Genomic DNA, 25,394 nt, shown 5'->3' on the forward strand with positions numbered 1-25,394 from the left:
GCCGTTGGCTCAGGTGCCGGTACTGGCAATCAGGGCCGCCACGATGGCCCGCGCGCTTTCGCTGTTCCAGTCCGCATCGCCGCGCAGCCGAGCGATTTCGCGGCCTTCGGGGTCCAGGATCACGCTGATCGGCAGGCCGAAGATGCCCATCTGACTTGCCAGTTGCTGCTGGGGGTCCTGATGGCGCGGCAGATTCGTCACGCCGATCTCGTCAAAGAACTTGGCGATGCCCTGCGGAGAATTGCGCCCCGTGGCGATGGTCAGAACTTCGAAATCATCGCCACCGAAATCGGCCTGCAGGGCGGAAAGCTGCGGCATTTCCTTGCGGCAGGGTGCGCACCACGTGGCCCAGAAATTCAACAGGATGTACTTTCCGCGATATGCATCCAAGCTTGTCTCGCCCGCGTCGTCGGCCAGTTGAAACGGCGCCGAGGACGTCGCCTCGGGGGTGGCATGCACCACCAGCTTTTTCATGTCGCCGTCGCGCAGACCCTCGATTGCGGCGGTATCGGCCCAGGCGCCGCCCGCGCCCCAGATTGCACCCAAGGTCAGGGCCGTATACACGAACGCGGCGAACAAAACTTTCATATCCCCTCCGAAGGGCTGGATTACATGACCGACACGACCTCGAACAAAATGTGGGGCGGCCGTTTCGCCGCCGGGCCCGATGCGATCATGGAGGCGATCAACGCCTCGATCGGGTTCGACAAACGCATGGCCGCCCAGGATATCGCCGGGTCGCGCGCCCACGCCGCGATGTTGGCCGCGACGGGTATCATTCAAGCTAGCGATGCCGACGCCATCAGGGAAGGGCTGCTCACGGTCTTGTCAGAGATCGACGGCGGTACGTTTCAATTCTCCGCCGCGCTGGAGGACATCCACATGAACGTCGAGGCGCGCCTGAAGGAGGTGATCGGGGAACCCGCGGGCCGCCTGCACACGGGCCGCAGCCGCAACGACCAGGTCGCGACGGACTTCAAGCTCTGGACCCGCGATCAACTGGACGCGGCGGATGCGGGGCTCGTGGCGTTGATCGGCGCGCTGCTGACGCAGGCAGAGGCGGGCGCGGAGTGGGTGATGCCGGGGTTCACCCATCTGCAAACCGCGCAGCCGGTGACATGGGGCCATCACATGATGGCCTATGTCGAAATGTTCAGCCGCGATCTGGGCCGGTTCCGCGACGCCAGGGCGCGCATGAACGAATGTCCGCTGGGCGCCGCCGCGCTGGCCGGCACCAGCTTTCCCATCGACCGCGACATGACGGCGCAGGCGCTTGGGTTCGATCGCCCGTCGGCCAACAGCCTGGATGCGGTCAGCGACCGCGACTTTGCGCTGGAGTTTCTGGGCGCGGCCAGCATCTGCGCCATGCACCTCAGCCGCTTTGCCGAGGAACTGGTGATCTGGTCGTCGGCGCAGTTCCGGTTCGTCACGCTGAGCGATCGGTTTTCCACCGGGTCGTCGATCATGCCGCAGAAAAAGAACCCCGACGCCGCCGAGCTGATCCGCGCCAAGGTGGGCCGCATTTTTGGCGCGAACACGGCACTGATGATGGTGATGAAGGGGCTGCCGCTGGCCTACTCCAAGGACATGCAGGAGGACAAGGAACAGGTCTTTGACGCGGCCGACAACCTGATGCTGGCGCTGGCCGCGATGGAGGGGATGGTGCGCGACATGACCGCCAACCGCGACCATCTTGCCGCCGCCGCCGGATCGGGGTTTTCGACTGCCACGGATCTGGCCGACTGGCTGGTGCGCGTGCTGGGCATGCCGTTCCGCGACGCGCATCACGTGACCGGGACATTGGTGGCGCGGGCGGAAACGAAGGGCTGCGACCTGCCGGACCTGACGCTGGACGACATGCAGGCGGTGCACCCCGAGATCACAAATGCCGTGTTCGACGTGTTGGGAGTGGAAAATTCCGTCAATTCGCGTACATCTTATGGTGGGACGGCACCCGCACAGGTGCGCGCCCAGATCGCCCGCTGGAAGGACAATCTGAAATGAAACCGCTGCTCGCCGCGCTCGGCCTGATGACCCTCGCCGCCTGCGGCGCGGATGGCGAACCGGTGCGGCCCACGGCGAACGGCACCGTCACCATTTCAAGCAGCGGGGTGCATGCGGGCGTGGGCGTCGGCCTCCACAAGGGGCCGTTTTCGGTCTTTCTGGGGCTGTGACGATGACACGCTTGCTGATCCTGGCCGCGGCGCTGGCGCTGGCGGGCTGCACCGGGCCGGACGGGGCGCGCGATACGGCGCCGCGCGCCACCTCGGGCGCGGCGGACCGCGCAGTGTCGGAGTACCGCCCCGGCGTTCACGTCAGCGGAACCGCCAGCGTCGGCGTCGTGAAGAGGTACTGATATGTCCCCCCTGCGCATGATCTACCTGGCCCTCGCCATCTGGGGCGCGATCCATCCGATGTATTATTTCGTGACGTGGTTTGCCGCCAACGGCGTCAGCCTGCCGGGCATGGTCGCGGCATGGCATGTCAACGCCGCCAGCAGCGGCCTGGTCTGGGATCTGACGATCGCCGCCGTCACCCTGACTGTCTGGATCCTGGCCGAGGTCGCCGTGCGGCGCAACTGGCTGGCGCTGATCGCCATCCCGGCGACGTTCGGTATCGGAGTGAGCTGCGGCTTGCCGCTGTATCTGTTCCTGCGCAGCCGTCAGCCCGGCTAGCGCCATTTGACGCACCCATGCGCGGGGCGGTACACTGCGCCCCATGCCCCATGTCACCGCCGTGCTGGAAACTGTGCTATACGTGGCCGACCTGGACCGCGCGGCGACGTTTTACCGCGAGGTGATGCAGCTTGAACCGCTGTTCGCCGACGGTCGGATGCGCGCCTTCGACGTTGCGGGGCGCGGTGTCTTGCTGCTTTTCGTCGAGCGGGGCACACTGGACCCGGTCACCACCCCCGGCGGGGTGATCCCACCGCATGACGGCGCGGGGCCGATGCACCTCGCCTTTTCCATCGCCAAGGACGACACGCAGGCCTGGCGCGATCACCTTGCGCGGCACGCCATCGCGATCGAAGGCACGGTGGACTGGCCGCGCGGGGCGCACAGCCTGTATTTTCGCGATCCCGACAATCATCTGCTCGAACTGGCGACGCCGGGGCTTTGGCAAGGATACTAGCAGGACGCGGAATTGCATTCGCGCGCCGCTCTGCTATGTCGCGCCTGAATACGTTCAGGCCCCGAGGACCAGCATGGATCATTTTCTGTACCGCGACGGCGCACTTTTTGCCGAAGACGTGCCTGTGGCCGAGATTGCCGCGGCTGTGGGAACGCCGTTCTACGTCTACTCCACCGCGACGCTTCTGCGCCATTTCCGCCTGTTCGACGAGGCGTTGGAAGGCATGGAGCACCTTGTCTGCTTCGCGATGAAGGCGGCCAGCAATCAGGCGATCCTCAAGACGCTTGCGCAGGCGGGCGCGGGCATGGACGTTGTATCGGAGGGCGAATATCTGCGCGCACGCGCCGCCGGTGTGCCGGGCGAACGGATCGTGTTTTCCGGCGTGGGCAAGACCGCGCGCGAGATCCGTACCGCGCTTGAGGGCGGCATTCGTCAATTCAACGTCGAAAGCGAGCCGGAAATGGAGGTGCTGAATGCCGTTGCGCTGTCCTTGGGCACAGTGGCCCCCATCACGATCCGCGTAAATCCGGACGTGGATGCCAAGACACACGCCAAGATCGCCACCGGCAAGTCCGAGAACAAGTTCGGCATCCCGATCGCCCGCGCGCGCGAGGTCTATGCGATGGCCGGCGCGATGGAGGGGATCGACGTCATCGGCATCGACGTGCACATCGGCAGTCAGCTCACCGACCTGGCGCCGTTCGAGGCGGCCTTCACCAAGGTGGCGGAACTGACCGAGGTTCTGCGCGCCGACGGTCACGACATCCGCCGGCTCGACCTGGGCGGCGGTCTGGGCATTCCTTATTCGCACAGCAATCAGGCACCGCCGCTGCCCACCGATTTCGGCGCGTTGATCAAGCGCACCGTGGGCCACCTGGGCTGCGAGATCGAAATCGAACCTGGCCGCCTGATCGCGGGCAACGCCGGGCTGATGGTCAGCCAGGTGATCTATGTGAAATCGGGCGAGGGGCGCGACTTTCTGATCCTCGATGGTGCCATGAACGACCTGATCCGCCCCGCGATGTATGATGCGCACCACGACATCGTCCCGGTGATCGAACCCGCGCCTGGCACCGAGGAACGCCCCTATGACATCGTCGGCCCGGTCTGCGAATCCGGCGACACCTTTGCGAAGCAGCGCATGATGCCGCCCTTGGCCGCCGGCGATCTGGTGGCCTTTCGGTCGGCGGGTGCCTATGGCGCGGTGATGAGCAGCGAATACAACACGCGCCCCCTCATTCCGGAAGTTTTGGTGAAAGACGATCAATTTGCGGTTATTCGCCGACGCCCGACCTTTGACGAAATGATAAATCGCGATACCATCCCCGAATGGCTTTAAGGCGTATACCCGCCCGACAGGCCTTGTCGGAGACGGTACATGGCTTCTTTTTCCAGATATGACGCGGCCCGCGGGCTGACTTCCGTGCGCTGGCCGCTGCGCCTGACGTGGGTGGGGCTTTTGGCCGAAGCGGTGGTGCGCAGCCTCTGGCCGCTCATGGCGGTCTGTCTGGTCGTGTTGGCCGCGCTGATGCTAGGCCTGCATGATATCGTCTCCGTCGAGGTCGTCTGGGTGGCGGCGGTGGCCAGCGCGCTTGGCGTGGCTATCGCGCTTTTCCATGCCTTTCGCCGGTTTCGCATCCCCAGCCGCGGCGATGCGCTGTTACGGTTGGACGCCAGCCTGCCGGGGCGACCGCTGCAAGCGTTGATCGACACCCAGGCCATCGGTGGCGGTGATGCGCAATCCAGCGCCGTGTGGCGCGCGCATCAGGCGCGGATGGCACAGCGCGCGGCAACCGCGAAACCGGTGCCCGCCGACCTGCGCGTGTCCTCGCGCGATCCCTTTGCCCTGCGCTATGTGGCGCTGCTGGCCTTTGCCGTGGCGCTGTTGTTCGGATCGATTTGGCGGGTGGGGTCGGTGGCCGACATGGCGCCGGGGGCCTCGGGCCTTGCCTCGGGTCCGGTCTGGGAGGGCTGGGCCGAAAGCCCGCGCTACACCGGTCGGCCCACGATCTATCTCAATGACATTCCTGCCGGGGCGCTGAAGGTTCCGGCCGGCAGCCTGATCACCCTGCGGCTCTACGGTGAAGTGGGCGCGCTCACGCTGGCGGAAACGGTGTCGGGCCGGGTGGGCGACGTGCCCGCCGCCTCTGCGCTGGCGCAGGATTTCACCGTGGTCCAGGACGGCACGATCGCCATCGACGGCCCCGGCGGCCGGACATGGGATGTGGCCGTGATCCCCGATCGTGCGCCCGGCATCGCCATCCTTGACGATCCGACCGCTGCCGCGCTGGGCGAGATGTCGTTGCCGTTCTCGGCCCGTGATGATTACGGCGTGGAAGCGGGCGAGGCCCGCATCAGCCTTGATCTGACGCGCGTCAGCCGCAGGCATGGCCTGACCATCGACCCCGACGCAAGGCCCGCGATCGTCGTGCCGCTGCCGATGCCGATTTCCGGCGACCGTGCCGACTTCGAGGAAAACCTGATCGAGGATTTCTCGGAGCATGCCTGGGCCAACCTGCCGGTCGATATCACGCTGACCGCCCTTGATGCCGCCGAACAGCAAACCGAGACGCCGCCGCGCGCCATCGTGTTGCCGGGCCGTCGGTTTTTCGATCCGATGGCGGCGGCGGTGATCGAACAGCGGCGCGATTTGCTGTGGTCGCGCGCCAATGGTCGCCGCGTCGGCCAGATTTTGCGCGCGGTGTCGAACCTGCCGGAGGACGTGTTCCGCAACCAGACCGATTACCTGCGCCTGCGCCAGCTGACCAAGCGGCTTGAGCTTTTTGCCAGATACGGGCTTGAGGAAGACGCGCAGAACGGGTTGGCCAAGGACCTTTGGGATCTTGCGATCACACTGGAGGAAGGCGATCTGGCCGATGCGTTGGAGCGGATGCGGCGTGCGCAGGACCGCTTGACCGAAGCGATGAAGAACGGCGCCACCGACGCCGAGATCGCCGAGTTGATGGACGAGTTGCGCCGCGCCACCGAGGATTACATCCAGCAGTTGTCGCGTCAGGCGCAGCGCGACCAGCAAGAGGGTCAGGATGGCGAGCAAGGCCAGCAGGGCAGCCCTGAAAACTCCATGCAGATGACCCAGGACGATTTGCAGCGCATGATGGACCGCATTCAGGAGTTGATGGAGCAAGGCCGCATGGCCGAGGCGCAGCAAGCCCTGCAGGAACTGCAACAGATGATGGAAAACATGCGCGTCACCCAAGGCCAGGGCCAGCAGGGCCAGTCGCCGGGCGAACAGGCGATGGAGGGCCTTGCCGATACGCTGCGCCAGCAGCAGGGGCTGAGCGACCAGGCGTTCCGCGACTTGCAGGAGCAGTTCAACCCCGGCGCGCAGGCCGGCGAGAACCAGGGCAACGAAGGGCGCAACGGCGGTCAGGGCCGGGGTCAAAGCCACGAAGGCCAGAACGGTCAGGGTGACGGGCGGCAGCCTGGTCAGGATGGCGAGCCCGGCGAGGGGGATCAAAGCGCGCAGGGTGATGCCGAGGGCAGTATCGCCGACCGCCAGCGCGCGCTGCGCAACGAACTGTCGCGCCAGCAGGGGCGCCTGCCGGGGACGGGATCCCCCGAAGGTGAAGCGGCCCGCGACGCCCTGGACCGTGCTGGCCGTGCGATGGACGGCGCCGAAGAGGCGCTGCGCCGTGACGATCTGGCCGATGCCATCGACAACCAGTCGCAGGCGATGGAGGCATTGCGCGAAGGGATGCGCAGCCTGGGCGAGGCGATGGCACAGCAAGAGCAGCAGAACCAGCCCGGCCAAGGCACATCACAGTCCGACCGCCGCGCCAATTCCCGCGATCCGCTGGGCCGCGATTCCGGAAATTCCGGTGCTGACGGCGACGACGGGCCGCTTGCTTTGAACGATGACGGGTATGGCCGGGCGCGCGAACTCCTGGATGAAATCCGCCGCCGGTCGGGCGAAACCAGCCGGCCGGAGGTCGAGCGTGACTACCTCAAACGGCTGCTGGACCGGTTCTGATCAGATCCGGTCCACTGGCCAGCACTGGCCAGATTTGGCCGCCCTCGGGGGGGGCGGTGCTACGTGGGCTCTGACTGGCTGGCGACGGTATCGAGCCAGGTCAGGAAGCTCGCCAGATGGGAATCGACCCACATCCGCGCCTGATCGACCTTGCCGACATAGGCGCTGATCCACGGATCCACCTGCGGCGCCGCGCGGGCAAGTTCCGGCGCGTAGATATACAAAAGCACCAAGGTGACGGTCAAAAGCGCCGCTAACGCGACGCCAAGGCTGAACCCGCGCTTGCGGTCCGTTTCTTCATGTGCGGTCTCTTGCTCTGACAGCGCCGCGCTGGCGGCTGTCCGATCGCTGGTCGAACGGAGCGTGGAATTGATTTCCTCGATGTCCGGCAACAGATCCCGGCGCGACCCGACGGCCGCGGCCGTGGCTGCCGCGTCGGTGGCCCCGGTCGTGGGTTCTTCGCCACGCATCCGGGCCATGCGGTCGCGCGCTTCGCGTGCGCGTCGGGCGGCGGCGTCATCGGTTGCGCCATGATCGTCCAGTCCCAGGTCGGGCTGGCTTTCCATCGGCGCGGGTGTCTCCTTGCGGCGCACCTGCGCCTCGTGCTCTGCCTCCTGGCGCAGGATATCCGCCACGTCGGGGTCCAGCGACTTGCGAATGCGCTGCTCCGGCTTTTGCTGCGGCTCGGGTTCCGGTTCCGCTTCGGGCGCGGTAATCACCTCTTCATCCGGGTCTTCGGGGCCGCTGTGCGGCTCATCGAACGCGTCCCGATCGGCGGTCTCTTCCGCCGGCGCGTGGTCGGGGTGATGCTGAAACCATGTCTGCCCACAATTGGAGCACTGCACATCGCGACCGGTCTCCGGCATGACCTCGTCAGGTACTTCGTACTGCGCATCGCAATTTGGACATATCAGCCGCATGTCGTGTCCTGCTATTATTTTTTCTATCTGCCTTACCTATTGAAACAGCATATGCCTTGGAAAGCACATCGAAAAGTGCAATTTGGGCCGGGGCGACGCCAAGCTGCGCATTGAAACCCAAACGGTGCTGAGGCACAACAGATCCAACCAATGCGGGGACGACGGTGATCGAGCTTGAAAACGTGGCCTATAGTTATGGCGGGGGGGAGCTGTTGTCCGATATATCGGTCAAACTGGCGCCCGGATCGTTTCACTTTCTGACCGGTCCGTCGGGGGCGGGGAAAACCACGCTGCTCAAGCTGTGCTACGGTGCGCTGCTGCCGACGGCGGGCGTCGTGCGGATTTTTGGGGCGGACGTGCGCGCGATGCAGCGCGACGATGTCGCGCATCTGCGCCGGCGGATGGGCGTGGTGCACCAGGATTGCCAGTTTCTCAACCATCTGCCCGTCGCTGAAAACATCGCATTGCCGCTGACCGCGTCGGGCCGCGACGCCAAGGCCGCCGAGGCCGATCTGGACGACCTGATGGCCTGGGTCGGCCTGACCGAGCGGGCGCAGGCCCTGCCGCCGGAACTGTCGGGCGGCGAACGGCAGCGCGCGGCGCTGGCCCGCGCGGTGATCATGTCGCCCGATGTGGTGCTTGCGGACGAACCGACCGGCAACGTCGATTGGGACATGTCGCAGCGGCTACTGCGTTTGCTGGTCGAGCTGAACAAGATGGGCAAGACGGTGCTGATCGCCACCCATGACCTGAGCCTGATCCGTGCAGCCAAGGTGCATGTCCAGGCGCGCGTGCTGCGCATCGCCAACCGGCGGGTGCAACTGGCGGGGGCCGATCTGTGAACCTCGGGCTGGGAAACCTGGGCGCGCTGGCGGCCGGCGACACACAGGCCGACCGCGTCGTGCCGCGTACCGGCTTTACCGCGCAGCTGACGCTGTTCGCGGCCGCGACGATGGCCTTTCTGGCGGTCTTCACGCTGGCGCTGTCGCTGGCGTCGGGGCGGTTGGCCGCGCGATGGGGTGACGAATTGGCGCGCTCCTCGACGATCCGGATCGTGGCGCCGCAGGATCAGCGCGCCGCCCAGACAGAAGCCGCCCTGCGCCTTTTGGAGACGACGCGCGGCGTGCAATCCGCCCGCGCCCTGACGGATGCGGAGCAACAAGCGCTGCTCGCGCCGTGGCTGGGCCCGGATCTGGCGCTCGATGCCCTGCCGGTGCCCCGCCTGATCGAGGTGATCGAGGCGCCGGACGGGTTTGACGCCACCGGGCTGCGCTTGCGGCTGCAGGCCGAAGTGCCTGGTGCCGTGCTTGACGATCACACCCGCTGGCGCGCGCCGCTGGTGCAGGCCGCCCACCGGTTGCGGGCGCTTGGGTGGCTGTCCACGCTGCTCATTGCCCTGACAATGGGGGCGATGGTCACGCTTGCGGCCCATGCGGCCCTTGCCGCAAATGCGCAGGTGATCGCGGTGCTGCGCCTGGTGGGCGCGACCGACACCTACATCGCGCGCGCCTTTGTGCGGCGCTTTACCCTGCGCGCGCTTGGGGGGGCGGCGATCGGCACGGCGCTTGGCATGGCGGCGATGTTGGCCCTGCCGCGCGCATCCGACGCCGGCAGCGTCCTGACCGGGATAGGGTTCCAGGGCTGGCACTGGGCGATCCCGCTGCTGGTTCCGCTGCTGGCGGCCATCGTCGCCTTTGCCGCCACGGGTGCCGCCGCGCGCCGCACTCTGAGGGAGCTTGCCTGATGTCGTTTCAATGGATCCGGTCGCTGATTTTCGTGGGTCAGATCTATCTCGCGATGGCCGTCATCGGGCTGGCGTTCATGCCCTGGGCGCTTTTCAGCCGCAAGGGCGCCTATGCGGCCTGCAAGACGTGGTGCCGCTGGGTGATGTGGAGTGCGCGCTGGATGGTCGGCATCCGCTGCGAGGTGCGCGGAGAGGTGCCGCAACACGAGGCGCTGATCGCCTCGAAACACCAGTCGTTTCTGGATATCATCATGATTTTCAATGCGCTTCCGGCGGGCAAGTTCATCATGAAAAAGGAAATCCTCTATCTGCCGATCATCGGTCAATACGCCAAGCGGATCGGCTGTGTCCCGGTCGATCGCGGCAAGCGCGGCAGTGCGATCGAAAAGATGGTGCGCGATGTCGATGCCGGGCGGATCGAGCCGGGGCAACTGATCATCTACAGCCAGGGCACCCGCGTCGCGCCGGGACAGCGGCTGCCCTACAAGGTGGGCACGGCGATCTTGTATGACCAGCTTGGTCAGCCCTGCGTGCCGGTGGCCACGAATGTCGGGCTGCTGTGGCCGCGCAAGGGGATCATCCGCCGCCCCGGCGTGGCGGTTGTCGAATTCCTGCCCGAGATGAAGACCGGACTGAGCCGGGCGGAGTTCATGTCAGAGCTCGAGGCCTCGGTCGAAGGGCGCTCCGATGCGCTGATGGCGGACTTGGGATATGTGAGGAAGGTCGATGCGCTGGATTGAGGATCAGACCGAATTGGAGGTGCATTACGGTTCGCCCGGAGCGCCGTCGCTACGCAAGGTCGCACGGCATCTGACACCGCTGTACCGCGACTGGATCATGGCGTCGAAGTTCTGCGTTCTGACCACCGTCGGCACAGAGGGCACCGACGGTAGCCCGCGCGGCGACGACGGCCCCGTGGTGCTGGAACTTGACCCAGGCACGCTGGCGCTGCCCGACTGGCGCGGCAACAACCGTCTGGACAGCCTGCGCAACATCGTGACCGATGGGCGCGTGTCGCTGATGTTCATGGTGGCGGGATCGAACACGGTGGTACGGGTCAATGGCCGCGCGCGGCTGACCGACGATGCCGGACTGCGCGCGCGGTTCGACAAGGACGGCCGACAGCCCGCGACCGTCATCGTGATCCGGATCGCCGAGGTCTACACCCAATGCGCCCGGGCGCTGATACGGTCCGGCCTGTGGACCGCAGCACAGGGCCGCACCGCCGATCTGCCGACGCCGGGCCAGATCCTGGCCGAGGTGACATCGGGCGAGGAAGGCGGAGCGGCGTATGACGGCGCGTGGGGGGAGCGCGCCGCCAAGACGATGTGGTAAGGGGCCGGTTCCGCGTCAGGGCCGGGCGAGCCGACGGGCCCGCCGCCGCGGGGTGACGATCAGGGCAACAGCACCTGGTCGATGATATGCACCACACCGTTCGACGCGATGATGTCGGCGGTGATGACGTTGGCGCCGTTCACGCGCACGCCGCTGCCGAATTTCCCCACGATTCCGTTCACATCCAGGGTGCCACCCTGCACGGTCGCGACATCCAGCCGTTGGCCCAGCACCTCGCCGGAGGTGATGGCACCGGGCACGACGTGATAGGTCAGGACGCTGACGAGCTGGTCCTTGTTCTCGGGCAGCAGAAGGTTTTCGACGGTGCCCGCGGGCAGGGCCGCGAAGGCCGCGTTCGTCGGCGCGAACACGGTGAAGGGGCCGGGCCCGCGCAGTGTGTCCACCAGGTCGGCGGCCTGAAGCGCGGTGACAAGCGTGCTCAACTCGGGTGTGGCGATGGCCAGATCGACGATATCGGGCGCCGTCTCTGGCTGGGCGCAGGCGGTCAGGGTCAGGAGCGCGGCAGCGCCTCCGATGAGTTTCAATGCGGATCGACGTTCCATGCGTAGTCCTCTTTCAAGTCCGGGGCCGCGGCACCACGCCGCACGCCAGTGATTGAAAGACTAGAGCCGCTTGGGAAAACGACGAAATTTTCGGCAATAATCCGCCAGCGCCCTTGCCCGGCGGCACCGTGGCGGATCATCGGTGTTGGCAATCGTCGCAGCTGCCCACCGAAAGAAAGGGGGGGCACGGCGCGCTGGGGAGGGCGCGCGCCGTGCCCAAGGGCATCACATGTGGATCGCGCCGTCGCCGCAGGCCAGCGCGGCCTCGCGCACCGCTTCGGAGTAGGTGGGATGCGCGTGGCAGGTCATTGCCAGATCCTGCGCCGACGCGCCGAATTCCATCGCGACGCAGATTTCATGAATGAGATCGCCCGCCGCTGGGCCGATGATATGCGCGCCCAGAATGCGGTCGGTGTCCTTGTCCGCGAGAATTTTGACAAAGCCGTCCCCGGCAAAGTTCGCCTTGGCGCGGCCGTTGCCCATGAAGCTGAACTTGCCGACCTTGTAGGCGCGGCCCGCTTCCTTCAACGCGTCCTCGGTCATGCCGACATTGGCGACCTCGGGGTGGGTGTAGATCACGCCGGGGATAACGCCGTAATTCACGTGCCCATGTCTGCCCGCGATCTGCTCGGCCGCGGCCATGCCCTCGTCCTCGGCCTTGTGCGCGAGCATCGGCCCTTCGATCGCGTCGCCGATGGCATAGATGCCGGGCACGGATGTCTGCCAGTGATCGTTGACCTGGATCTGACCGCGCTTGGTCATCTGCATGTCGAGCTTGTCGAGGCCCAGGCCCTCCGTGAAGGGCTTGCGGCCGGTCGCGACCAGCACGACATCGGCGTCGATCACATGCTCGCTGTCGTCTTTGCGCAGCTTGTAATGGACCTTGGCCTTGGTCTTGGTGGCTTCGGTCTTTTGCACCGCAGCGCCCATGACGAAGCTCAGACCCTGCTTCTTGAGGAGCCGCTGGAAGTTTTTCTGCACCTCGCCGTCCATGCCCGGCGTGATGGCATCGAGGAATTCGACCACCGTCACCTCGGAGCCGAGGCGCGCATAGACCGAGCCCAGTTCAAGCCCGATGACGCCGGCACCGATCACCACCATCTTCTTGGGCACCTTGCCCAGTTCCAGCGCGCCGGTGGAGGTCACGACAACCTTTTCGTCCACTTCGACGCCGGGAAGGGACGATGGTTCGGAGCCCGATGCGATGATGATGTTCTTGGCCTCGTGAATGTCGTCACCGACCTTGACGCGCCCGGCCTCGGGGATCGACGCCCAGCCCTTGATCCAGTCGATCTTGTTCTTCTTGAACAGGAATTCGATGCCCTTTGTGTTCGTTTCGATCGTTTCGGATTTGTACTTCAGCATCTTCGTCCAGTCGACCGACGGCGATTTGCCCTTGAGACCCATGGCGGCGAAATTGTGCTCTGCCTCGTGCAGCATGTGGCTGGCGTGCAGGAGCGCCTTGGAGGGGATGCAACCGACGTTGAGGCAGGTGCCGCCCAGGGTGTCGCGCCCTTCGACGCATGCGGTCTTCAGGCCGAGCTGCGCGCAGCGGATCGCGGCGACATATCCGCCGGGGCCGGAGCCGATGATGATGACGTCATAATTTGCCATTGTCTGTCCTTTCTCGATCGGGGTCAGGGGGCGCTGCCCCCCGGTGCCAAGGCACCGTCCCCCGCGGTATTTTTATCCATTTGGAAGCCTCAGATAAGGGCGGCCGCCAGCATGGAGAGGGTGGCCAACAGGCCGATGAACCAGATGTAGGAGCGCCAGGGCGTCCAGCCGAACGCGTAGGCGGGAACGTAGAGCACGCGCGCCGCGAGGTAGGTCCAGGCGCAGGCGGCGGTGAAAGCGGTCGACTGACCGCTCAGGTGGATCACGACGGCGGCGATGGTGAAGAGGATCAGCGCCTCGAAATGGTTGTTCATGGCGCGGATCAGGCGCGCGGTGCGCGTGCTGACCATGTCGATCATGTCGCCGCCCAACCGGTCGCGGTCGCGCGGGCTGAGTGTCTTTGCCGGACCGAGTTCGAGGTTGGCGGGCACCGCCATCAGCACGAATTGGCCGATCTGCAACAGCCCGGCGAGTGCGAGGACCGTGAGTTCCGGCGTCATCACAGGGCCATCAGGTAAAGGATTATGGTGGTGGCGAAGCCAAAGAGCCAGGCCAGGGTTCGCACGCCGACGATGCCGAAGATGTAGGCGGGCAGGTAGACGACCCGCGCCAGCAGGAAGACCTGGGTCGCGAGCAGCGAGCCGTTGCCGGTCTTGTCGGTGGCCACCAGCAGCAGCACGGCGGGCGCAAACAGCGCCATGGCGACGACCGAGTTGTCGAGTGCGCGGCCCAGACGGGCGGTCATGCCCTTGACGGTGCGATGTTCGTCCCGGCTGGACATCAGGTACCCCATGCCGAGCTGCTGCATGGCGCCCGTGGCCTGGAGAAGGATCGTCAGCAGCACCAGAAGGCCGTAGAGGGCGAGGACGGTTGTTTCGGTCATTGTGTTGTCTGTCCTTGTTGGCGTTGGATCGATGCGCCCACCCTACACACAAGGGGGCGGGCGTGCGCAAGCAATTGGTGCTCAGAGATCCATCAGCAGGCGGCGCGGATCCTCGAGCGCTTCCTTGACGCGGACGAGGAAGGTGACCGCGCCCTTCCCGTCGACGATGCGGTGGTCGTAGCTGAGGGCGAGATACATCATCGGACGGATCTCGACCTTGCCGTTCACGGCCATGGGACGGTCCTGGATCTTGTGCATGCCGAGAATGCCCGATTGCGGCGGGTTCAGGATCGGCGAGGACATCAGCGAGCCGTAGACGCCACCGTTGGAGATGGTGAAGGTGCCGCCCTGCATTTCCGCCATCGAGAGCTTGCCGTCGCGCGCACGGGCGCCTTTCTCGGCGATCGCCTTCTCGATATCGGCAAAGCTCATCTGGTCGGTGTCGCGAATGACCGGCACCACGAGCCCCGTGGGCGTGCCCGCGGCGATGCCCATATGCACGAAGTTCTTGTAGACGATGTCGGTGCCGTCAATCTCGGCATTGACCTCGGGCACCTCGCGCAGGGCATGCACGCAGGCCTTGGTGAAAAAGGACATGAAGCCCAGCTTGACGCCGTGCTTCTTCAAGAAAAGGTCCTTGTATTCGTTGCGGAGCGCCATGACCTCGGTCATGTCCACCTCGTTGTAGGTGGTCAGCATCGCGGCGGTGTTCTGGCTGTCTTTCAGACGCTTGGCGATGGTCTGGCGCAGGCGGGTCATCTTGACCCGCTCCTCGCGGCTGGCGTCATCGGCGCTGACCGGCGCGCGGGGCGCTGCCGCCGCTGCCGGCGCCGGCGCGGCGGCCTTGCCGGCCTCCAGCGCGCGGGCGACGTCTTCCTTCATCACGCGGCCATCGCGGCCCGATGCGGTGACCTGATCGCGGCTGAGGCCGGCCTCGGCCATCGCTTTCCTGGCCGAGGGCGCGTCCTCTATGTCCTTGCCGCTGCCGGTCCCGGATTTTTGCGCGGCGGGGGCGGGGGCTTCTTCCTGCGCGGGGGCCGACGCGGCGGCACCCTCGCCCGAGGTGATCACGGCAAGTCTGGCGGAGGCCTCAACCGTGCTGCCTTCCTCGGCGAGGATCTCGGTCAGGGTGCCTGCCGCGGGGCTTGGCACTTCGACGCTGACCTTGTCGGTCTCAAGCTCGCAGAGCATCTCATCCTGCGCCACGGTATCGCCGACTTTCTTGAACCATGTGCTGACCGTGGCTTCGGACACGCTTTCGCCCAGCGTGGGAACCATCACATCGACCGATGCACCGCCGCCGGACTTGGGCGCGGGGCTGTCTTCGGGGGCGGCGTCGGCCTTGGGCTCGGGCGCCTTCTCGGACTTGGCCGCGCTGCCGGGCTTGGCATCGCCTTCGGCGATCGTGGCCAACAGCGCGTCAACGCCCACGGTTTCGCCTTCGGCCGCGACGATGTCGCCCATCGTGCCGGCCGCGGGGCTGGGCACTTCGACGGTCACCTTGTCGGTTTCCAGTTCGCAGAGCATTTCATCGACCGCAACGGCGTCGCCGGGTTTCTTGAACCAGGTCGCCACGGTTGCTTCGGTCACGGATTCGCCCAGCGTGGGCACACGTACTTCGGTTGTCATCGTCACTTTCCTTCAATCGTCAGTGCTTCGTCGACGAGCGCTGCTTGTTGGGCTTTGTGTTGGCTGGCCAACCCGGTCGCGGGCGAGGCGGATGTCGCGCGGCCGACGTAGTGCGGCCGCTTGTGGGTGGCGTCGATGCGGCCCAGAACCCATTCGATATTGGGCTCGATAAAGGTCCAGGCCCCCTGGTTCTTGGGCTCTTCCTGGCACCAGAACATTTCGGCGCCCTTGAAACGCTCGAGCTCCTTGACGAGGCTCATCGCGGGGAAGGGGTAGTATTGTTCGATCCGCAGCAGATAGACATCGTCGATGCCGCGGGCGTCGCGTTCCTCGAGCAGGTCGTAGTAAACCTTGCCCGAACACATCACCACGCGCCTGATCTTGTCGTCGGCCGCCAGCTTGGTGTCGGAATTGCCATGCTGGGCGTCGTCCCACAACACCCGGTGAAAGCTGGACCCGGTGGTGAATTCATCCGCCGTGCTGACCGCGAGCTTGTGACGCAACAGCGATTTCGGGGTCATCAGGATCAGCGGCTTGCGGAACGAGCGGTGCAACTGCCGGCGCAGGATGTGGAAATAGTTGGCCGGCGTCGTGCAGTTGGCGACGATCCAGTTGTCCTGTCCGCACATCTGCAGGAACCTCTCGAGCCGGGCGGAGGAGTGTTCGGGGCCCTGCCCCTCGAAGCCGTGCGGCAACAGACACACGAGGCCCGACATCCGCAGCCACTTGCTTTCGCCCGAGCTGACGAACTGGTCGAACATGATCTGCGCGCCATTGGCAAAGTCGCCGAACTGCGCTTCCCACAGGGTCAGGGCATTGGGTTCGGCCAGCGAATAGCCGTATTCGAACCCGAGGACGGCATATTCCGACAGCATCGAATCGATCGCCTCGTAATGGGCCTGTTCGTCGCGGATATGGTTCAGCGGATAGAAGCGTTCCTCGGTGTCCTGGTTGATCAGCCCCGAGTGACGCTGCGAAAACGTGCCGCGGGTGCTGTCCTGGCCCGACAGGCGCACAGGGTAGCCTTCGGTCAGCAGCGATCCGAAGGCCAGCGCCTCGCCCGTGGCCCAGTCGAAGCCCTTGCCGGTCTCGAACATCTCGCGCTTGGCGTCCAGCAGTCGCCCGATGGTCTTGTGCATCGGGAAATCGTCCGGTGCGGTGGTCAGTGCGCGACCGACATCCTTGAGGGTCTTCTTGTCGATGGCGGTCTTGCCGCGCTGGTATCGCTTTTCCTTCATCCGGTCGAGGTGCGACCACTTGCCATCCAGCCAGTCGGCCTTGTTGGGGCGGTATTCCTTGCCGGATTCGAACTCTTCGTTCAGATGCGCCTGGAAGGCGGCCTTCATGTCCTCGATCTCGCCTTCGGGGATCAGCCCATCCTTGACCAGCCGTTCGGTGTAAAGGCTGAGCGTGGTCTTCTGGCCCTTGATCTTCTTGTACATCACCGGGTTGGTGAACATCGGCTCGTCGCCTTCGTTGTGACCGAAGCGGCGGTAGCAGAAGATGTCGATCACCACGTCCTTGTGGAATTTCTGGCGGAACTCGGTGGCGACCTTGGCGGCGTGAACCACGGCTTCGGGATCGTCGCCGTTGACGTGAAAGATCGGTGCCTCGACCACAAGCGCATTGTCGGTCGGATAGGGCGAGGAGCGCGAGAAATGCGGCGCGGTGGTGAACCCGATCTGGTTGTTGACCACCAGGTGCATTGTGCCGCCCGTCCGGTGACCCCGCAGACCCGAAAGCGCGAAACATTCCGCCACGACGCCCTGACCGGCAAAGGCGGCGTCGCCGTGCAGCAGGATCGGCATGACCTTGGTGCGTTCCGCATCCTTGAGCTGGTCCTGCTTGGCGCGGGCCTTGCCCAGAACGACGGGGTTCACGGCTTCAAGGTGGCTGGGGTTGGCGGTCAGCGACAGGTGCACGATGTTGCCATCGAATTCGCGATCCGAACTGGCGCCAAGGTGGTATTTCACGTCGCCCGATCCATCGACGTCCTCGGGCTTGAAGCTGCCGCCCTGGAATTCGTTGAAAATCGCGCGGTAGGGCTTTGCCATCACGTTGGCGAGCACCGACAGGCGGCCGCGGTGGGGCATGCCGATCACGATGTCCTGCAGCCCGAGGTTGCCGCCGCGCTTGATGATCTGCTCCATCGCGGGGATCAGGCTTTCGCCACCATCAAGGCCGAACCGTTTGGTGCCCATGTATTTGACGTGCAGGAACTTCTCGAAGCCTTCGGCCTCGACCAGCTTGTTGAGGATCGCGCGGCGGCCTTCGCGAGTAAACGAGATTTCCTTGCCCAGGCCCTCGATCCGCTCTTTCAGCCAGGCCGACTGCTCGGGGTCGGAAATGTGCATGTACTGCAACGCGAAGGTGCCGCAGTAGGTGCGCTTCACGATGTCGATGATCTCGCGCATGCTGGCAATATCCAGCCCGAGCACCTGATCGATGAAGATCGGCCGGTCCATGTCGCTTTCGGTGAAGCCGTAGGATTTCGGGTCCAGTTCCGGATGGGGCGTCGTCTCGCGCATGCCCAGCGGGTCCAGATCGGCGACCAGGTGCCCCCGGATCCGGTAGGCGCGGATGATCATCAGCGCACGAATGCTGTCCAGAACGGCGCGCTTGACCTGATCGTCGGTGACGGCGACGCCCTGCTCGCCGGCCTTCGCCTTGATCTTGTCGCCTGCCGCGCGCACCTCTGCCTGGGGCACGGGCCATTCGCCGGTCAGGGCGGCGGTCATCTCGTCGGCGGGCTGCGGCGGCCAATCCGGCCGGGCCCAGGACGGGCCCGACGCCTCCTTCTTGACGCTGACCTCGTCATCACCAAGCGCCTTGAAGAACGCCTGCCATGCCTCATCCACCGCGCCGGGGTCGTTGGCATAGCGCGCGTACATCTGCTCGAGGTATTCCGCATTGTGCCCCTGCATGAAGCTGGAGGCGTGGAACTGGTCGTTGGCGGGATGGTCGGTCATGGGGATACCTCGTGTGGGTTGGGACCGTAAGCGTTCTGGCCGGGGTGCGAGGGGCGCGTCAGCCACCACAGCACAATCAGGGGAGACAGCACCAAGATGATGGTCGCCATCGCAAGTACAAGGCCGCCGGCACCGGCAATGATCGCGCCAAGGTCCCCGGTCAGCACAGCGGTGAAGCCGCCAAGCAGGCCCAGGAACATCGTCACGCCGATCATCACGATGATCGGATAGAGCAGATACAGGCCGGATCGCCCGGTGTCATGCATCCTGCGCCAGCCTGCCGACAGCGACGGGATCAGCGTGGCCAGCGAAAACAGGCCCGACACCGGGCCGTTGCCGGCGTCCACCGCCGCCGCGCCGGGCGCCGTGGCGATCTGGCCGAACCCGAAGACGGCGCTGTCGACGACATTGGCGACAACGCCCCCCAAAAGAAGAAACAGAATGAACCACCAGTATTCGGACCGCGAGGCGCGGCCCGAAAAGGTGAAGTACTTGCGAAAGCAGGTTCTGACTGACTTGGTGAATGTCATTCCGTATCCTTCAACCGCGACGCGGCGGGTGTTCGGGGCCGATGATCAGCCCTTGTCGATGGCTTCCTGCACGGCCTCGCCCAGGGTTGCGGGGCTGTCGGCCACCACGATGCCCGCGGCGCGCATCGCTTCGATCTTGTCCTCGGCGCCGCCCTTGCCACCGGCGACGATTGCGCCCGCGTGGCCCATGCGGCGGCCCGGAGGGGCGGTGCGCCCGGCGATGAACCCGGCGGTGGGCTTCCAGCGGCCCTTCTTCTTCTCATCGGCCAGGAACTGTGCCGCGTCTTCCTCGGCAGAGCCGCCGATCTCGCCGATCATGATGATCGACTGCGTTTCCGGGTCCGCGAGGAACATCTCGAGCACGTCGATATGTTCGGTGCCCTTGATCGGGTCGCCGCCGATACCCACGGCCGACGATTGCCCCAGACCCATGTCGGTGGTCTGCTTGACCGCCTCGTAGGTCAGCGTGCCCGAGCGCGAAACGACCCCGCAGGAGCCGCGCTTGTGGATATGGCCCGGCATGATGCCGATCTTGCAGGCGTCGGGCGTGATCACGCCGGGGCAGTTCGGCCCGATCAGCCGCGACTTGGAGCCTTCGAGCGCGCGCGCCACGCGCATCATGTCCAGCACCGGGATGCCTTCGGTGATGCAGACGATCAGCTCCATCTCGGCGTCGATGGCTTCCAGAATGGAATCGGCGGCAAAGGGGGGCGGGACATAGATGACCGACGCGTTGGCCTCGGTCACGTGCTTGGCCTCGTGGACCGAGTTGAAGACGGGCAGGTCAAGATGCGTGCTGCCGCCCTTGCCCGGGGTCACGCCGCCGACCATCTTGGTGCCATAGGCGATCGCCTGTTCGGTGTGGAACGTCCCCTGCGAGCCGGTGAGGCCCTGGCAGATGACTTTGGTGTTTTCGTCGATAAGTACGGCCATGTGTGGCTCCTTGGTCAGTTCGGTCTTTATGGCGGGTCCGGCCCGCCCTGAATTCGGTTCGGTCAGAAAATCGTGTCGTCCTCGTCCACCAGCAGATCCAGCGCGCGCAGAGCCAAAAGCCCCGCGCCCATGACGATCAGCGATCGCCCGATGGCCCCGGTCATGTTGTCCGGCAACACGGTGGCCACGCCGTCCCGGCCTTTACGTGCGACGCGCTGGGCCGGGGTGCCGGCGTCGCTGGCCCCCTCGGCCCGTTCGGGCATGTCCAGCAGCCGGGGCTGCCAGCGACGCAGCACCAAGCCCGTTCCCAGCAGGGCAAGCCCTGCCAGTATCGGCGATGTGCGCGGGGTTTCGGTCATCGGGTCCAGTCCTTGATCGGTGGCAGAGGCAGCCGCCGGGGACCAGGCCCCCGGCACCGCCATGTCAGCCCTTGACCGCTTTCACGATCTTCTGGGCGCCATCCTTGAGGTCGTCCGCCGCGATGACGTCCAGACCCGAGGTGTTGATGATCTTCTTGCCCGCGTCCACGTTCGTACCCTCCAGGCGCACGACGAGCGGCACCTTGAGGCCCACTTCCTTGACTGCGGCGACCACGCCCTCGGCGATCACATCGCAGCGCATGATGCCGCCGAAGATATTGACCAGGATGCCTTTGACCTGCGGATCCGACGTGATGATCTTGAACGCTTCGGTGACCTTTTCCTTGGTCGCGCCGCCGCCGACGTCAAGAAAGTTGGCAGGTTCGGCGCCGTACAGCTTGATGATGTCCATCGTGGCCATCGCAAGGCCCGCACCGTTGACCATGCATCCAATCTCGCCATCCAGCGCGATATAGTTGAGGTCGTACTTGGAGGCTTCCAGTTCCTTGGGGTCCTCCTCGGTGGTGTCGCGCAGTTCCGCGATATCGGCGTGGCGGTACATCGCGTTGCCGTCAAAGCTGACCTTAGCGTCCAGCACCTTGAGTTCGCCGCCGTCGGTGACGATCAGCGGGTTGATCTCAAGCATCTCCATGTCTTTTTCGATGAAGGCGGAATAGAGGATGCCCATCAGGTTCACGCATTGCTTGACCTGCTTTCCGGTCAGTCCCAGCGAAAACGCGATGCGGCGGCCGTGAAAGGCCTGGTATCCGGTTGCGGGATCGACGCTGAAGCTCAGGATCTTTTCCGGCGTGGCGGCGGCCACCTCCTCGATGTCCATGCCGCCCTCGGTCGAACAGACGAAGGACACGCGGCTTGTCTGGCGGTCCACCAGCAGCGCGAGGTACATCTCGGTTTCGATGCCCGATCCGTCTTCTATATAGATGCGGTTGACCTGTTTGCCGGCGGGGCCGGTCTGGTGCGTGACCAGCGTGCGGCCGAGCATGCGCTTGGCCTCTTCGGCGGCTTCTTCCACGGATTTCGTCAGCCGGACACCGCCCTTTTCGCCGGCGTCGGCCTCTTTGAAGCTTCCCTTGCCGCGTCCGCCCGCGTGGATCTGGGCCTTGACCACCCACAATGGGCCATCCAGTTCTCCTGCGGCGTTCTTGGCGTCTTCGGCTTTCAGCACCACGCGCCCGTCGGACACAGGGGCGCCAAAGCTGCGCAGCAGGGCTTTGGCCTGGTATTCGTGGATATTCATAAAATGGATCCCGTTCAGTTTCGGTTCAGATCGCGGTATACGCCCTCTAGCGAAGGCTCCGAAAACACTATTTGGAAGTTGGGGGCCTTATGCCAGCGAAAACCGACATTTGTGATCACACCCCAAAATGCTGTGATCACAAAATATCTCTCGAAAACGACTTTGCAGGCCGAATCCCGGAATTATTCAAAAAATCGCTGAAAATGGTCGCATTGGCGGCGAAAAGCCCACCGATCCGTGGCCTGAAAGCAAATCGGCGCGCCGCAAAGGGCGCGCCGATTCACCTGTCTGGTCAGACGTGATTACTTGAGGGTCTCGTCGATGCCCTTGCACGCCTCGACAAGGCCTTTGACGGCCTTGACGGAATTGTCGAACATCGCCTGCTCGTCCTTGTTCATCGAAATCTCGACCACGCGTTCGATTCCGCCTGCGCCGATCACCGTGGGCACGCCGACGTAGAAGCCGTTGAGGCCATAGGCGCCATCCACATGCGCGGCGCAGGGCAGCACGCGCTTTTGGTCCTTGAGGTAGGCCTCGGCCATCTCGATGGCCGATGTCGCGGGCGCATAGAAGGCGGAGCCGGTTTTCAGCAGGCCGACGATTTCGGCGCCGCCGTCACGGGTGCGCTGCACGATCGCGTCAAGCTTTTCCTGGGTGGTCCAGCCCATCTTTACCAGATCGGGCAGGGGGATACCCGCGACCGTGGAATAGCGCACCAGCGGCACCATCGTGTCGCCGTGCCCGCCCAGCACAAAGGCCGTGACGTCACGCATCGACACCTTGAATTCCTCGGCAAGGAAGTGGCGGAAGCGCGCGGAGTCGAGAACACCCGCCATGCCGCAGACCTTTTCGTGCGGCAGGCCGGAAAATTCGCGCAGCGCCCAGACCATCGCGTCGAGAGGGTTGGTGATGCAGATGACGAATGCGTCGGGCGCATGGGCTTTGATGCCTTCGCCCACGGATTTCATGACCTTGAGGTTGATGCCCAACAGGTCGTCGCGGCTCATTCCCGGCTTGCGGGCGACCCCGGCGGTGACGATGCACACGTCCGCGCCCGCGATATCGGCATAGGACTGGGTGCCGGACATGGCCGCGTCAAAACCTTCGGCCGGGCCGCTTTCCGCGATGTCGAGCGCCTTGCCCTCCGGAATGCCTTCGGCGATGTCGAACAGGACAACGTCGCCCAGTTCCTTGATGGCTGCCAGATGGGCAAGCGTGCCGCCGATCTGACCTGCGCCGATGAGGGCGATTTTGGGTCTGGCCATGAAAAATATCCTCGCGATGGGTTAAATTTGCGCCTGTGCTATCCCGTCGGGACGCGCGGCGCAAGCGCGTGGAAACCGACCACGATGTCGTGCCACACGAAAATGGGCCGCTCCGATCGGGAGCGGCCCGGCTTTCGACCGGCCTGGGGCCAGATGCGCTTATCCCTCGTATTCGGGCAGAGCTTCCAGCGCCTCCTCGGTGCTGTCGATGTAGATGCGCGTGTCGTCGCCCTCGACGTTGCGCAGCACTCGCAGTTCCGGGAAGGTGACCGCGACCTGCTTTTCGCCCAATCCCAGGAAGCCGCCGACGTTGATCACGACTTTTTCGATCATGCCGCCGTCATTCAGGACCAAGCTGTCGATTTCGCCTACCGTCTCGTCATCGGGGCCGTAAACGTACGACCCTTGCAGTTCTTCCGCGGTCAGGGCGTCGATCTTGGCCCTGTCCAATTCGGCATAGCCGTCGCGCTCGACCGTGGGCGGCGTCAGCATGGTGCGGTCCGCGCTGTCGGACATAGCGGTTTCGGTCGCCTCGCTGGATTGCTCCATCGCGGCGCTGTCGTTCATGTCGCGCTCAAAGGCCGGCGCGGCCTCCAGCATTTCCTTGCTGGTCGTCACGACGAGAAACCGATCGCCCGCGTCGCCTTCTTCGGTCATGATCTTGATGCTGTCCATGGAAATGGCGACGTCACGCTCCCCCAGACCGAGGAAGCCGCCGACACCCAGGATCACCGCCTTCACCTCACCCTCGGGCGACACGATCAGATCATTGATCTCGCCGATGTCGTCCCATTCCAATTCCGCGCCGTCCGCCACGGGCGCCATGGCGTCAAGTTCGACCTCGGAATTGTAGATGCGCATTCCGATCAGGTCAGACGCAAAGAAATCGCTTGATTCCATTTGCGTCATGGCGCCAATTCCGTTGGAATGACCGGCCGCGTGGGCCGAGGTTGCAACAACGATGGCCAAAGCTGTAGTGCTCAGAAAACGTTTCATTTTCTTCCCTTTCGAAGTTTTGATTTCGCATGGTTACGTACTGGAAAAAGAACGTTTGATCGGACCTGACGTTCCGCGATGATCGAAATTAATTTCAACCCGGCGAAAGACCGCTTGCATGATCGTTCTTGATGCGGCGTTCTTCATGGTTGCCGGGCCTGCGGTGATTTTCGCCGGCATTTCCAAGGGCGGATTCGGGTCGGGTGCGGCGTTTGCGGCGGCGTCGGTGCTGGCGCTGGTGATCGAACCGGGGCAGGCGCTGGGCGTCATGCTGCCGCTGCTGATGCTGATCGATGTCAGCACTTTGCGCCCTTACTGGCAAAAATGGAGCATCCGCGACGCGGCGCTGCTGGTGGCGGGCGGCCTGCCGGGCGTGGCCCTGGGCGCGGCGCTCTACACCGTGGCGGAGGCCGACGTTTTCCGCTTGTTGATCGGGGGGATCTCGATTGCGTTCGTCGCCTGGCAGATCGCGGTCGCCCGCGGGCTGGTGCGTGCCGCGACACAGGCGCTGCCGACATGGGCGGGGGCGCTGTCGGGGGTCGTGGCGGGCTTCACCAGTTTCGTGAGCCACGCGGGCGGACCGCCTGCCGCCGTCTACCTGCTCTCGCGCAGGCTGTCGAAAACACAGTTTCAGGCGACCACGGTTCTGGTCTTCTGGGTGCTCAATATCGCCAAGTTCGTGCCCTATGCCGCCTTGGGCATGTTCACCTGGCAGACGGCGACGGCCAACCTGGCGCTGGCGCCTTTTGCGCTTTTGGGGGCGTGGCTGGGCGTTCGGGCCCACCGTGTCGTGCCCGAACGCCTGTTCTTTGCGCTGACGTATGTCCTGCTTGGTGTGACGGGGGTCAAGCTGATCTGGGACGGGCTGTTTTGACGCCCGCGCGTTATGACGGGATGCCGCGGGCGGGCAAGGGCTCGCTCAGCGCCTCATAGGACTGCCCCGACGCCATCAGGCAGGTCAGCCCGCCGGGCAGCGTCACCGTGATCGTCCAGCTTCCCGTCTCGGTCGAGGCAAAGATCTCCATCAATGCGGCGTTGGCCGCCAGCCCGATGGCCTGGCGCGTTTCGCCGTACCCTTCCGCCAGCCGGGTCACGACCACCTCGCGCGGTCCGCAGTTGCGCGGCGATTGCGCCAGCGCATCCGTCGTGGTGACAATCACAAGGGCGGCGGCGGTGGTCAGCGCGCCCAGGTGAAACATCTTTGAATAACGTGTCATTCGCGTCTGCCTTTCGATGCAAAGGCGACACCCGCTGTCATCCGTTGGGCCCGGTT

The 25,394-nt window shown here is 64.9% G+C and carries 27 protein-coding genes; 12 read left to right on the top strand and 15 right to left on the bottom strand.

All coding sequences use genetic code 11. From position 1 onward, the window contains the following. Window positions 1-9: 9 nt before the first annotated feature. Window positions 10-588 carry a TlpA disulfide reductase family protein gene (locus FDT80_RS12505; RefSeq protein ID WP_138662650.1) on the bottom strand — a complete coding sequence of 193 codons (579 nt, stop codon included), beginning with the start codon at window positions 586-588 and terminating at the stop codon, window positions 10-12. 24 nt (window positions 589-612) lie between these two features. On the opposite strand from FDT80_RS12505, the gene argH reads away from it, so the two are divergent. The 7 genes from argH to FDT80_RS12535 all read left to right on the top strand — a co-directional run bounded on the left by argH (window position 613) and on the right by FDT80_RS12535 (window position 7,123). Beyond that, window positions 613-2,004, top strand: coding sequence for an argininosuccinate lyase (argH, locus tag FDT80_RS12510; RefSeq protein WP_138662651.1), 1,392 nt, complete (start codon window positions 613-615; stop codon window positions 2,002-2,004). After that, a complete protein-coding gene (locus tag FDT80_RS18905) occupies window positions 2,001-2,174 on the top strand; it encodes a hypothetical protein (protein ID WP_170311858.1) in 174 nt (57 codons plus the stop codon). The genes argH and FDT80_RS18905 overlap by 4 nt, the downstream gene beginning before the upstream one ends. Before the next feature lie 2 nt (window positions 2,175-2,176). Next, window positions 2,177-2,356, top strand: coding sequence for a hypothetical protein (locus tag FDT80_RS12515; protein WP_138662652.1), 180 nt, complete (start codon window positions 2,177-2,179; stop codon window positions 2,354-2,356). Between the two features lies 1 nt (window position 2,357). Next, window positions 2,358-2,675 (top strand): DUF2834 domain-containing protein, encoded by a 318-nt coding sequence (locus FDT80_RS12520; RefSeq protein WP_138662653.1) that lies wholly within the window; start codon window positions 2,358-2,360, stop codon window positions 2,673-2,675. A gap of 43 nt (window positions 2,676-2,718) precedes the next feature. After that, window positions 2,719-3,132 (top strand): VOC family protein, encoded by a 414-nt coding sequence (locus FDT80_RS12525; RefSeq protein ID WP_138662654.1) that lies wholly within the window; start codon window positions 2,719-2,721, stop codon window positions 3,130-3,132. A gap of 73 nt (window positions 3,133-3,205) precedes the next feature. Continuing rightward, a complete protein-coding gene (gene lysA / locus FDT80_RS12530) occupies window positions 3,206-4,471 on the top strand; it encodes a diaminopimelate decarboxylase (protein WP_138662655.1) in 1,266 nt (421 codons plus the stop codon). 39 nt (window positions 4,472-4,510) lie between these two features. After that, window positions 4,511-7,123, top strand: coding sequence for a TIGR02302 family protein (locus tag FDT80_RS12535; RefSeq protein WP_138662656.1), 2,613 nt, complete (start codon window positions 4,511-4,513; stop codon window positions 7,121-7,123). 59 nt (window positions 7,124-7,182) lie between these two features. Here FDT80_RS12535 and FDT80_RS12540 read toward each other — a convergent pair whose 3' ends face one another. Beyond that, window positions 7,183-8,043, bottom strand: a complete 861-nt coding sequence (locus FDT80_RS12540) for a zinc-ribbon domain-containing protein (protein ID WP_138662657.1) — start codon at window positions 8,041-8,043, stop codon at window positions 7,183-7,185. Between the two features lie 164 nt (window positions 8,044-8,207). Between FDT80_RS12540 and FDT80_RS12545 the strand changes: the two genes are divergently transcribed. Genes FDT80_RS12545 through FDT80_RS12560 form a run of 4 tightly spaced genes read left to right on the top strand, consistent with a single transcriptional unit; the run spans window position 8,208 to window position 11,122 of the window. After that, window positions 8,208-8,885: a cell division ATP-binding protein FtsE gene (locus FDT80_RS12545; protein ID WP_138662658.1), complete on the top strand. Its 678-nt coding sequence runs from the start codon at window positions 8,208-8,210 to the stop codon at window positions 8,883-8,885. Further along, window positions 8,882-9,787 carry a cell division protein FtsX gene (locus tag FDT80_RS12550; protein ID WP_246039943.1) on the top strand — a complete coding sequence of 302 codons (906 nt, stop codon included), beginning with the start codon at window positions 8,882-8,884 and terminating at the stop codon, window positions 9,785-9,787. The genes FDT80_RS12545 and FDT80_RS12550 overlap by 4 nt, the downstream gene beginning before the upstream one ends. Further along, a complete protein-coding gene (locus tag FDT80_RS12555) occupies window positions 9,787-10,527 on the top strand; it encodes a lysophospholipid acyltransferase family protein (protein ID WP_138662659.1) in 741 nt (246 codons plus the stop codon). The genes FDT80_RS12550 and FDT80_RS12555 overlap by 1 nt, the downstream gene beginning before the upstream one ends. Beyond that, window positions 10,514-11,122 carry a pyridoxamine 5'-phosphate oxidase family protein gene (locus tag FDT80_RS12560; protein ID WP_138662660.1) on the top strand — a complete coding sequence of 203 codons (609 nt, stop codon included), beginning with the start codon at window positions 10,514-10,516 and terminating at the stop codon, window positions 11,120-11,122. The genes FDT80_RS12555 and FDT80_RS12560 overlap by 14 nt, the downstream gene beginning before the upstream one ends. Window positions 11,123-11,181: 59 nt before the next feature. Here the strand turns inward: FDT80_RS12560 and FDT80_RS12565 are convergent, their stop codons facing one another. The 12 genes from FDT80_RS12565 to FDT80_RS12620 form a co-directional block, all read right to left on the bottom strand. Next, a complete protein-coding gene (locus FDT80_RS12565) occupies window positions 11,182-11,685 on the bottom strand; it encodes a fasciclin domain-containing protein (protein WP_138662661.1) in 504 nt (167 codons plus the stop codon). Between the two features lie 225 nt (window positions 11,686-11,910). After that, a complete protein-coding gene (gene lpdA / locus FDT80_RS12570; RefSeq protein ID WP_138662662.1) occupies window positions 11,911-13,299 on the bottom strand; it encodes a dihydrolipoyl dehydrogenase in 1,389 nt (462 codons plus the stop codon). 89 nt (window positions 13,300-13,388) lie between these two features. Beyond that, window positions 13,389-13,799, bottom strand: coding sequence for an MAPEG family protein (locus tag FDT80_RS12575; RefSeq protein ID WP_138662663.1), 411 nt, complete (start codon window positions 13,797-13,799; stop codon window positions 13,389-13,391). Next, window positions 13,799-14,182, bottom strand: a complete 384-nt coding sequence (locus FDT80_RS12580; protein WP_138662664.1) for an MAPEG family protein — start codon at window positions 14,180-14,182, stop codon at window positions 13,799-13,801. The genes FDT80_RS12575 and FDT80_RS12580 overlap by 1 nt, the downstream gene beginning before the upstream one ends. A gap of 81 nt (window positions 14,183-14,263) precedes the next feature. After that, window positions 14,264-15,811 (bottom strand): 2-oxoglutarate dehydrogenase complex dihydrolipoyllysine-residue succinyltransferase, encoded by a 1,548-nt coding sequence (gene odhB / locus FDT80_RS12585; protein ID WP_138662665.1) that lies wholly within the window; start codon window positions 15,809-15,811, stop codon window positions 14,264-14,266. Window positions 15,812-15,813: 2 nt separating this feature from the next. Then, on the bottom strand, window positions 15,814-18,780 hold the full coding sequence (locus tag FDT80_RS12590; protein ID WP_138662666.1) for a 2-oxoglutarate dehydrogenase E1 component: 2,967 nt from the start codon (window positions 18,778-18,780) through the stop codon (window positions 15,814-15,816). After that, entirely contained in the window at window positions 18,777-19,310 is a 534-nt protein-coding gene (locus tag FDT80_RS12595) for a DUF805 domain-containing protein (RefSeq protein ID WP_138662667.1), read from the bottom strand. The genes FDT80_RS12590 and FDT80_RS12595 overlap by 4 nt, the downstream gene beginning before the upstream one ends. 45 nt (window positions 19,311-19,355) lie before the next feature. Beyond that, entirely contained in the window at window positions 19,356-20,243 is an 888-nt protein-coding gene (gene sucD / locus FDT80_RS12600) for a succinate--CoA ligase subunit alpha (protein WP_138662668.1), read from the bottom strand. A 62-nt stretch (window positions 20,244-20,305) separates the two neighbouring features. Continuing rightward, the gene (locus tag FDT80_RS12605; RefSeq protein WP_138662669.1) at window positions 20,306-20,602 is read right to left on the bottom strand and encodes a hypothetical protein; all 297 of its coding nucleotides are present in this window, start codon (window positions 20,600-20,602) and stop codon (window positions 20,306-20,308) included. Between the two features lie 64 nt (window positions 20,603-20,666). Then, window positions 20,667-21,860 carry an ADP-forming succinate--CoA ligase subunit beta gene (gene sucC, locus FDT80_RS12610; protein ID WP_138662670.1) on the bottom strand — a complete coding sequence of 398 codons (1,194 nt, stop codon included), beginning with the start codon at window positions 21,858-21,860 and terminating at the stop codon, window positions 20,667-20,669. Window positions 21,861-22,162: 302 nt separating this feature from the next. Beyond that, window positions 22,163-23,125, bottom strand: coding sequence for a malate dehydrogenase (gene mdh, locus FDT80_RS12615; RefSeq protein ID WP_138662671.1), 963 nt, complete (start codon window positions 23,123-23,125; stop codon window positions 22,163-22,165). 159 nt (window positions 23,126-23,284) lie between these two features. Further along, window positions 23,285-24,121 (bottom strand): PRC-barrel domain-containing protein, encoded by an 837-nt coding sequence (locus tag FDT80_RS12620; protein ID WP_138662672.1) that lies wholly within the window; start codon window positions 24,119-24,121, stop codon window positions 23,285-23,287. A gap of 118 nt (window positions 24,122-24,239) precedes the next feature. Here FDT80_RS12620 and FDT80_RS12625 point away from each other — a divergent pair, with 118 nt between their 5' ends. Beyond that, window positions 24,240-24,995 carry a sulfite exporter TauE/SafE family protein gene (locus tag FDT80_RS12625; protein WP_138662673.1) on the top strand — a complete coding sequence of 252 codons (756 nt, stop codon included), beginning with the start codon at window positions 24,240-24,242 and terminating at the stop codon, window positions 24,993-24,995. A 10-nt stretch (window positions 24,996-25,005) separates the two neighbouring features. On the opposite strand, the gene FDT80_RS12630 is transcribed toward FDT80_RS12625, so the two are convergent. Continuing rightward, entirely contained in the window at window positions 25,006-25,338 is a 333-nt protein-coding gene (locus tag FDT80_RS12630; RefSeq protein ID WP_138662674.1) for a hypothetical protein, read from the bottom strand. Window positions 25,339-25,394: the final 56 nt, after the last annotated feature.

Origin of the sequence: Sulfitobacter sabulilitoris (assembly GCF_005887615.1) — a bacterium.
In the GTDB taxonomy this organism is placed as follows: Bacteria; Pseudomonadota; Alphaproteobacteria; order Rhodobacterales; family Rhodobacteraceae; genus Sulfitobacter_E; species Sulfitobacter_E sabulilitoris.

Excerpts from the sequence above, each read along its gene's own strand:
- lpdA (WP_138662662.1), bottom strand. The coding sequence starts at position 13,299 with ATGGCAAATTATGACGTCATCATCATCGGCTCCGGCCCCGGCGGATAT.
- FDT80_RS12515 (WP_138662652.1), top strand. The coding sequence starts at position 2,177 with ATGACACGCTTGCTGATCCTGGCCGCGGCGCTGGCGCTGGCGGGCTGC.
- mdh (WP_138662671.1), bottom strand. The coding sequence starts at position 23,125 with ATGGCCAGACCCAAAATCGCCCTCATCGGCGCAGGTCAGATCGGCGGC.
- FDT80_RS12630 (WP_138662674.1), bottom strand. The coding sequence starts at position 25,338 with ATGACACGTTATTCAAAGATGTTTCACCTGGGCGCGCTGACCACCGCC.
- FDT80_RS18905 (WP_170311858.1), top strand. The coding sequence starts at position 2,001 with ATGAAACCGCTGCTCGCCGCGCTCGGCCTGATGACCCTCGCCGCCTGC.
- FDT80_RS12525 (WP_138662654.1), top strand. The coding sequence starts at position 2,719 with ATGCCCCATGTCACCGCCGTGCTGGAAACTGTGCTATACGTGGCCGAC.
- sucD (WP_138662668.1), bottom strand. The coding sequence starts at position 20,243 with ATGGCCGTACTTATCGACGAAAACACCAAAGTCATCTGCCAGGGCCTC.
- FDT80_RS12620 (WP_138662672.1), bottom strand. The coding sequence starts at position 24,121 with ATGAAACGTTTTCTGAGCACTACAGCTTTGGCCATCGTTGTTGCAACC.
- odhB (WP_138662665.1), bottom strand. The coding sequence starts at position 15,811 with ATGACAACCGAAGTACGTGTGCCCACGCTGGGCGAATCCGTGACCGAA.
- argH (WP_138662651.1), top strand. The coding sequence starts at position 613 with ATGACCGACACGACCTCGAACAAAATGTGGGGCGGCCGTTTCGCCGCC.
- FDT80_RS12575 (WP_138662663.1), bottom strand. The coding sequence starts at position 13,799 with ATGACGCCGGAACTCACGGTCCTCGCACTCGCCGGGCTGTTGCAGATC.
- lysA (WP_138662655.1), top strand. The coding sequence starts at position 3,206 with ATGGATCATTTTCTGTACCGCGACGGCGCACTTTTTGCCGAAGACGTG.
- sucC (WP_138662670.1), bottom strand. The coding sequence starts at position 21,860 with ATGAATATCCACGAATACCAGGCCAAAGCCCTGCTGCGCAGCTTTGGC.
- FDT80_RS12535 (WP_138662656.1), top strand. The coding sequence starts at position 4,511 with ATGGCTTCTTTTTCCAGATATGACGCGGCCCGCGGGCTGACTTCCGTG.
- FDT80_RS12560 (WP_138662660.1), top strand. The coding sequence starts at position 10,514 with ATGCGCTGGATTGAGGATCAGACCGAATTGGAGGTGCATTACGGTTCG.
- FDT80_RS12540 (WP_138662657.1), bottom strand. The coding sequence starts at position 8,043 with ATGCGGCTGATATGTCCAAATTGCGATGCGCAGTACGAAGTACCTGAC.
- FDT80_RS12580 (WP_138662664.1), bottom strand. The coding sequence starts at position 14,182 with ATGACCGAAACAACCGTCCTCGCCCTCTACGGCCTTCTGGTGCTGCTG.
- FDT80_RS12595 (WP_138662667.1), bottom strand. The coding sequence starts at position 19,310 with ATGACATTCACCAAGTCAGTCAGAACCTGCTTTCGCAAGTACTTCACC.
- FDT80_RS12625 (WP_138662673.1), top strand. The coding sequence starts at position 24,240 with ATGATCGTTCTTGATGCGGCGTTCTTCATGGTTGCCGGGCCTGCGGTG.
- FDT80_RS12520 (WP_138662653.1), top strand. The coding sequence starts at position 2,358 with ATGTCCCCCCTGCGCATGATCTACCTGGCCCTCGCCATCTGGGGCGCG.
- FDT80_RS12565 (WP_138662661.1), bottom strand. The coding sequence starts at position 11,685 with ATGGAACGTCGATCCGCATTGAAACTCATCGGAGGCGCTGCCGCGCTC.
- FDT80_RS12605 (WP_138662669.1), bottom strand. The coding sequence starts at position 20,602 with ATGACCGAAACCCCGCGCACATCGCCGATACTGGCAGGGCTTGCCCTG.
- FDT80_RS12590 (WP_138662666.1), bottom strand. The coding sequence starts at position 18,780 with ATGACCGACCATCCCGCCAACGACCAGTTCCACGCCTCCAGCTTCATG.
- FDT80_RS12555 (WP_138662659.1), top strand. The coding sequence starts at position 9,787 with ATGTCGTTTCAATGGATCCGGTCGCTGATTTTCGTGGGTCAGATCTAT.
- FDT80_RS12505 (WP_138662650.1), bottom strand. The coding sequence starts at position 588 with ATGAAAGTTTTGTTCGCCGCGTTCGTGTATACGGCCCTGACCTTGGGT.